This is a genomic window from Streptomyces sp. XY431, from assembly GCF_001279805.1.
GTDB lineage: Bacteria > Actinomycetota > Actinomycetes > Streptomycetales > Streptomycetaceae > Kitasatospora > Kitasatospora purpeofusca.
This window is the reverse complement of sequence record NZ_LGDO01000158.1, coordinates 1-7,435: the sequence shown is the minus strand read 5'-3', so window position 1 is coordinate 7,435 and position 7,435 is coordinate 1. Positions and strand designations below refer to the sequence as shown.

At 74.9% G+C, this 7,435-nt stretch carries 3 protein-coding genes; all 3 read left to right on the top strand.

All coding sequences use genetic code 11. The annotated features are described in order from the left end of the window. Positions 1-2,443 (top strand): endo-beta-N-acetylglucosaminidase (locus ADK60_RS18195; protein WP_199839692.1); only part of this gene is annotated, 2,443 nt, incomplete at its 5' end. A gap of 83 nt (positions 2,444-2,526) precedes the next feature. Beyond that, complete coding sequence (locus ADK60_RS18190; RefSeq protein ID WP_053647282.1) at positions 2,527-6,750, top strand: glycoside hydrolase family 38 N-terminal domain-containing protein; 4,224 nt, start codon at positions 2,527-2,529, stop codon at positions 6,748-6,750. Next, positions 6,747-7,435, top strand: a 689-nt coding sequence (locus tag ADK60_RS44885) for a DUF7158 domain-containing protein (protein ID WP_053647280.1), incomplete at its 3' end; no start/stop codon positions are given. The genes ADK60_RS18190 and ADK60_RS44885, both read left to right, overlap by 4 nt.

The following is a 7,435-nucleotide window of genomic DNA, read 5'->3' as shown; positions in this document are numbered from 1 at the left end:
GCTGGGCGCCGCCCTCGGCGCAGCCGTCCTGGGCCTCACCCCCACGGTCGCCCGGGCCGCGCCCACCCCCCCCGCCCCCCCGTCCCCGGCGGCCCCCGCCGCGGCGACCGCCGCCACCGGCACCCAGCCCTACGCCTCCTACTGGTACCCGAACACCATCCTCGGCTGGGACCCCGCCACCGACCCGGACGCCCGGTTCAACCGCGCCCGCGTCCCGCTCCAGCCCCGCACCGCCGACCCGGCGCTCAAGGCCAACCCCAACGCCCGTGCCGGCGAAGGGAGGATCGCCTCGCTGGTGTCCTTCGGACCCACCTCCAACAACCCCTCCCAGGGCTCCACCGACCCCAACTACTACGCCTTCGGCTACTGGCAGTACGTCGACAAACTGGTGTTCTGGGGCGGCTCTGCCGGCGAGGGCCTCATCCTCGCCCCCAACCCGACCGTGATCGACGCCGCCCACCGCAACGGCGTCAAGGTCTACGGCACGGTGTTCTTCCCGCCCGCCGCGTACGGCGGCCAACTCCAGTGGGTGCGCGACTTCGTGCAGAAGTCCGGCAGCCGCTACCCCGTCGCCGACAAGCTCGTCCAGGCCGCCCAGTACTACGGCTTCGACGGCTGGTTCATCAACCAGGAGACCGGCGGCGGCGATTCGGCACTCGCCGGCCAGGTCCGCGACCTGATGCAGTACACCAAGGCGCAGAGCGCCACCGATTTCATGTGGTACGACGCCATGACCGAGTCCGGAGCGGTCAGTTGGCAGAACGCCCTGACCAGCGCCAACGACGCCTTCCTCCAGGACGGTGCGAAGCGCACCTCCGACTCGATGTTCCTCAACTTCAACTGGTCCTCCGGCGGCCTGGACTCCTCCCGCACCCTGGCCCGGGGCCTCGGCCGGAGCGAGTACGAGCTCTACTCCGGCATCGACACCGAGGCCAACGGCTACAACACCGGCGTCGACTGGAACTCGCTCTTCCCCGCCGGCAAGCCGCACACCACCTCGCTCGGCCTCTACCGCCCCGAGTGGACCTGGAAGTCGGCGGCCGACCGGGCCGACTACCTGGCCAAGGACGCCCGGTACTGGGTCGGCGCCAACAACGACCCCTCCAACACCTCCACCTCCTCGTCCTGGAAGGGCCTGGCGAGCTACGTCGCCGAGTCCACCCCGGTCACCGCCAAGCCCTTCGTCACCAACTTCTCCTCCGGCGAGGGCGACTTCTACAACGCCGCCGGCACCCGGGTCGCCACCGGCGGCTGGAACAACCTCTCGCTCCAGGACGTCCCGCCCACCTACCACTGGCTGGTGGAGTCCACCGGCAGCAAGGTGACCCCGTCCGTCGACTTCGCCGACGCCTACGAGGGCGGCTCCTCGCTGCGCCTCACCGGCACACCGAGCGCCGTCAACACGGTGCGGCTGTACCAGAGCAGGCTGCCGGTCGCGGCCGACACCAAGCTGTCGGTGGTGCTGAAGACCCCGGCCGCCGGCGCCACCCGCCTCGCCGCCGCGGTCTCCTTCACCGACGCGCCGACCACCTTCACCACCCTCGACCTGGGTGCCACCAGCGGCACCGGCTGGGAGCGCAGGACGCTCGACCTGTCCGCCTACGCCGGCCGCACCATCGCCCAGATCGGCCTGCGGACCACCGGCACCGGCTCCGCCTACGATCTGCGGATCGGCCAACTCGCCGTGTACGACGGTGCGGTGGACGCCCCGGCGGCGCCGTCCGGGCTGACCGTGCTCGGCGCGGCCGACGTGGTGGCCGGGAGCAGTCAGTCGCTGCGGCTCGCCTGGACGCCGTCCGCCGGCGGGAACGTGCACCACTACGAGCTGTACCGGCGCAACGCCGACGGCACCCGGGGCTACCTGGGCGCCACCCCGTCCGACGCGTTCTTCGTCAACCGGCTCGACCGCGCCGGGACGGAGGCGAGCACCACCGTCGAGGTCGAGGCCGTCTCCACCGAGTACGGCCGCTCCACCGTCGCCACCACCACCGTCCCCTGGACCAGCACCCCGCCCACCGGCACCAACCTGGCGCTGGGCCGCCCGGCCACCGCCTCCGGCCAGTGCAACACCGACGAGGGCCCGGCCAAGGCCGTCAACGGCACCGTCAACGGCGGCAACGGCGACAAGTGGTGCACCCTCACCAGCGGCAAGTGGCTGGAGGTGGACCTCGGTTCGGCGAAGCCGCTGACGAAGTTCGTGGTCAAGCACGCCCAGGCGGGCGGGGAGAGCGCCTCGTACAACACCCGGGACTTCTCGGTCCAGGTCCGCTCGGCCGCCACCGACCCGTGGACCACCGTCGCCACCGTCACCGGCAACACCGCCGGCACCACCACCCACCCCGTGACCACCACGGCCCGGTACGTCCGGCTGGTGGTGACCAAACCGACCCAGGGCACCGATCCGGCCGCCCGGATCTACGAGTTCGAGGCCTGGGGCACCTGACACTCCCTGGGGCGTCTGGCGCCCCCAGGAGCGGGTGACACCCCGCCGTTCCCGGACCGCCCCTTCCCGAAAGGACCCTCCCCGTGCCGGTCACCCTCACCGCCGTCGAGAGCACGGACCTGTTCACCGGCCCCGAGCACGCCCCGCGGCAGCTGCTGCGGGTCACCCTCGACGGCCCGCCCGCCACCCGGATCACCGTCACCGGCCCGGGCGTGCGCGGCGAGGCGGCCGGCACGGGGCAGGTCGAAGTCCCGCTGGAGATCACCGGCACCGCCCCCGGCGTCCGGCTGCCGGTCACCGTCGAGGCCGGCGGCGCCCGCGCCGGGGGCGTGGTCGAGGTCGCCGAACCCGGCTGGACGATGTTCCTCGTCTCCCACTTCCACTACGACCCGGTGTGGTGGAACACCCAGGCCGCCTACACCTCGCCCTGGGAACTGCTCTCCGCCGACGCCACCACCCGGCCGCTGTGGGAGCGCAACGGCTTCGCGCTGGTCGACGCCCACCTCGACCTCGCACTGCGCGACCCGGTGTACAAGTTCGTGCTCGCCGAAGTCGACTACCTGAAGCCCTACTTCGACCAGCACCCGGAGCGCCGGGAGACGCTTCGGCTGCTGCTCGACCGGGGCCAGGTGGAACTCGTCGGCGGCACCTACAACGAGCCCAACACCAATCTCACCGGCGCCGAGACCACCATCCGCAACATCGCCTACGGCATCGGCTACCAGCGCGACATCCTCGGCGGCGACCCGCGGACCGCCTGGCAGCTCGACGTGTTCGGGCACGACCCGCAGTTCCCCGGCCACCTCGCCGCCGCCGGACTCACCGGCAGCGCCTGGGCGCGCGGCCCCTTCCACCAGTGGGGCCCGATCCAGAAGAACTTCCGGGAGGCCAAGGACGACGCCCGGGTGATGCAGTTCCCCAGCGAGTTCGAATGGATCGCCCCGAGCGGCGAGGGCGTGCTCACCCACTACATGCCGCACCACTACTCGGCCGGCTGGTGGATGGACTCCTCGGCCGACCTCGCCACCGCCGAACGGGCCGTGTACGAGCTCTACCGCAAGCTCAAGCCGGTCGGCGCGACCAGGAACCTGCTGCTGCCGGTCGGCACCGACTACACCCCGCCCAACAAGTGGGTCACCGCGATCCACCGCTCCTGGGCCGCCAAGTACCTGTGGCCGAGGTTCGTCTGCGCCACCCCCCGCGACTTCCTGGACGCGGTGCGCGCCGAACTCGCCGCGACCGGCCGCCGCCCCGGCCCGCAGAGCCGCGACATGAACCCCGTCTACACCGGCAAGGACGTCTCCTACATCGACACCAAGCAGGCCCAGCGGGCGGCGGAGACGGCGGCCGTCGACGCCGAGAAGCTCGCGGTGCTCGCCGAGGCGCAGGGCCTGGGCCGCTACCCGGCGGCCGCGCTCGACAAGGCGTGGCGCCACCTCGCCTACGGCGCCCACCACGACGCGATCACCGGCTCCGAGTCCGACCAGGTGTACCTGGACCTGCTCGGCGGCTGGCGGGAGGCGTACGACCTGGCGGCCGACGTCCGGGACCGGGCGCTGGATGCGTTGACCGCGCGGATCGCCACCCCGGCCGGCGAGGGCGGCTGCGTCGTCGTCACCAACACGCTCTCCTTCGACCGCACCGACCTGGTGGCCGTCCCGCTGCCCCCGGAGGCGGCGGCGGAGGCGGCGGCCCGCGGGCTGCGGGTGCTGGACGACACGGGCGCACCGGTGCCCTGCGCCCTCGACCGGGGCACCCTGCGCTTCCTGGCCGAGCACGTGCCGGCGCTCGGCTGGCGGACCTGGCGGCTGCTGCCCGGAACTCCGGCCGCCACACCCTGGCGCCCGGCCGAGGGCCTCACCGTCGCCAACGACCGCTACCGGGTCACCGCCGACCCGGCCCGCGGCGGCGGCCTCTGCTCCGTCCAGGACCTGCTGCACGAAAGGGAGTTGATCCGGACCGGACTGGTCGGCAACGAACTGCGGGTGTACGAGGAGTACCCCCAGCACCCCGACTTCGGCGAGGGCCCCTGGCACCTGCTCCCCAAGGGCCCGGTGACCGGCTCCTGCTCCGGTCCGGCCGAGGTCCGCCGTGAGACCGGCCCGCTCGGCGAACGCCTGGTGGTCACCGGGACGGTGGACGGCCTGCGGTTCGAGCAGACGGTCACCCTCTGGCGCGGCCTCGACCGGGTCGACTGCCGGACCAGGGTGCTCGACCACCGCGGCGCCGACCGGCTGCTGCGGCTGCGGTTCCCCGTCGACCTGCCGGGGGCGCTGCCGGTCAGCGAGGTGGCCGGGGCCGTCGTCGGCCGGGGCTTCGCGATGCCGGACGTCGACTCGGCCGAGGCGCCGTGGACCCTCGACAACCCCGCCAACACCTGGTTCGGCCTCGGCTCCACCGCGCGGGTCCTGCTCACCGACCCGGTCACCGGCGCGCCGCTCGGCGAACGGGCCTTCGGCGTCGCCGAGGTGGTCGTCCCCGAGCTGGACGCCGCCGCCGACGCCCGGGAGCTGGTCGTCGCGCTCGCCCGGGTCGGCGTCACCGCCACCACCTCCGGCGCCGACTGGGCCCGGTACGGCTGGCTGGACGTCGACTCCAACCTGCCGGACCTGCGGATCCTCCTCGGCGGTCCCGAGACCAACGACGCCACCCGGGAGTTGCTGGAGCGCGCGGGCGAGGAGTACGCGGCCGTGCTCAAGGCCCACGGCGCGGTCTGGGTACCCGCCGCCGCCCCGCTGACCGAGGTCTGGCGGCCCGGCGCGGACCTGCGCGACCTGCGCGCCCTGCCCGCGCTGGTCGTCACCGACCCGGCCGCGCTCACCGCCGACCTCGCGGACGCCCGGATCACCGCCCGCTGCCCGGCGGCCCCGCCCGCCGCCGAACAACTCACCGACCACACCGTGGCGTTGCTGACCTACGGCCTGCCCGGCTTCGCCGTCGACACCAGCGGCGCGCTCCACCTGTCCCTGCTGCGCTCCTGCACCGGCTGGCCCTCCGGCGTCTGGATCGACCCGCCCCGGCGCACCCTGCCTGACGGCGCGTCCTTCCAGCTCCAGCACTGGACGCACGACTTCCACTACGCCCTGGTCGGTGGTCCCGGCGACTGGCGGGACCAGGAACTCCCGTCCCAGGGGCAGGAGTTCAATCACCCGCTGTACGCCCGGGCGGTGCCCGCCGGGCAGTCGGGCCCGCTGCCCGCCACGCTCTCCTGGCTGCGGGTCGAACCCGCCCGCCGGGTGCTGCTCGGCGCCCTCAAACCGGCCGGGAACCCGATCGCCCACGGGTCCGCCGCCACCGCCGGCGCCCAACTGCTCACCGTCCGCCTGGTCGAGTCGACCGGACTGGGCAGCACCGTCGCCCTCGGCGGCGCGCTGGGCCTGGTCGACCTGCGTCACGCCGACCTGCTGGAGCGTCCCACCGGCCCGGTCGACGGCGGACTCACGCTCCCCGGTTCGGCGTTCGCCACCCTGCTGGCCCGCCCCGGGGTGGCCGCCGACCCCGCCGGACCCGTGCTCGGCGCGACCGCCGAGCCCGCCCAGCCCGTGCACGCCCGCTACTGGCTGCACAACCGGGGCCCGGCGCCGCTCGGCTACCTCCCGGTGTCCGTCGGCGCCTCGCCCGGCCTGCTGCGGACGGCCGGGGAGCCCGTCACCCTCTCGGTTGCGCTCTCCTCCCAGCTCCAGGACGCCGCCGTGGAGGGCACCGCCACCGTCCACCCGCCGGAGGGCTGGACGGCCGGCCCCAGCGCCCGCCCCTACCGGCTGGCGCCCGGCGGCCACCTCCGCTTCCCGGTCACCCTCACCCCGCCCGCCGACGCCGCGCCCGGCCTGTACTTCGCCGCCGTCCGGGTGGCCCACGACGGGCAGGAGATCGAGGACGTGGTCACGGTGGCGGTCGGCGAGCTGCCGGAGCTCCTCCCCGTCCCCGGCGAGGCCCCCGAGGACTGGACCGCCGCCCAGGGCACCAAGGCCACCGAGGGCCGCGACACCGGCCTCGGCGTCGCCGTGCTCGCCGACACCGTCCGGCTCGCCCCGGGGGAGCGGGGCGTCCTGGTGCTGCGGCTGAGCAACCGCACCCGCGGCGAGATCCGCGGCGAACTGCAACTCGTCTCGCCCTGGGGCACCTGGGAGGCCGTCGGTGCCCCCGTCCGCGGCTTCACCCTCGCCGCGGGCGCCGAAGCGGTCGAGGAGTTCGAACTCGCCGCCCCGGCCACGACGGACCCCGGAGCCTACTGGGCCCTGGCCAAGGTGATGTGGTTCGGCCGCTGCCAGTACGCCCCCACCGTCGCGGTGGTGGTCGCACCGTGACCACTCCCGCCGAAGCCCCGGTCCTCGGCCTGCTCGACGGCCGGCCGCTGCCCCGCACCGGCCTCGACCGCCGCCTCGCCGCCCTGCGCACCGGCCCCCGGGCCGCCGCGCTGCCCGCGCCGGGCAGTGGCGAGGACCGGCAACTCGCCCGCTGGGTCGCCCAGGTGCTGCTGACCGAGGCGCTCTGCGAAGCCGTCGCCGCCGAACGCGGCCTCGCCGTCCACCCGGCGGCCGCGCCTGCCCGCCTCGACCAGCAGGCCGCCGTCGAACTCGGCTCCATCACCGCCGCCGCGTACGAGGGCAGCGCGGCGGTGCGGGCCGTCTGCGCCGAGGTCACCGCCGAGGTCGAGCCCTCCGCCGCCGAGGTCGCCCACTACCGCGCCCTCACCGAACGCCCTCCGTCCGCCGCCCCGTGGCGGCTCGCCCTCCCCGACGGCAGTACCTTCGACGCCGCCCCGGACACCCTCCCGCTCGCCCTCGCCGAGGCCCTGCGCGCCGCGACCCCCGGCGCGTGGGTCGGCGCCGCCGGCTGGACCGCCGTCCGCCTCGCCACCGCGCCCGACCCGGACCCCGACCCCGACCCCGACCCGGACCCCGCGCCCGACCTCGCGCCCGACGCTTCGGCCGTCGTGCACGCCGCCGCCCGCCGCGCCGCCTTCGTCCGCTGGCTCGACCACGCCCGCGC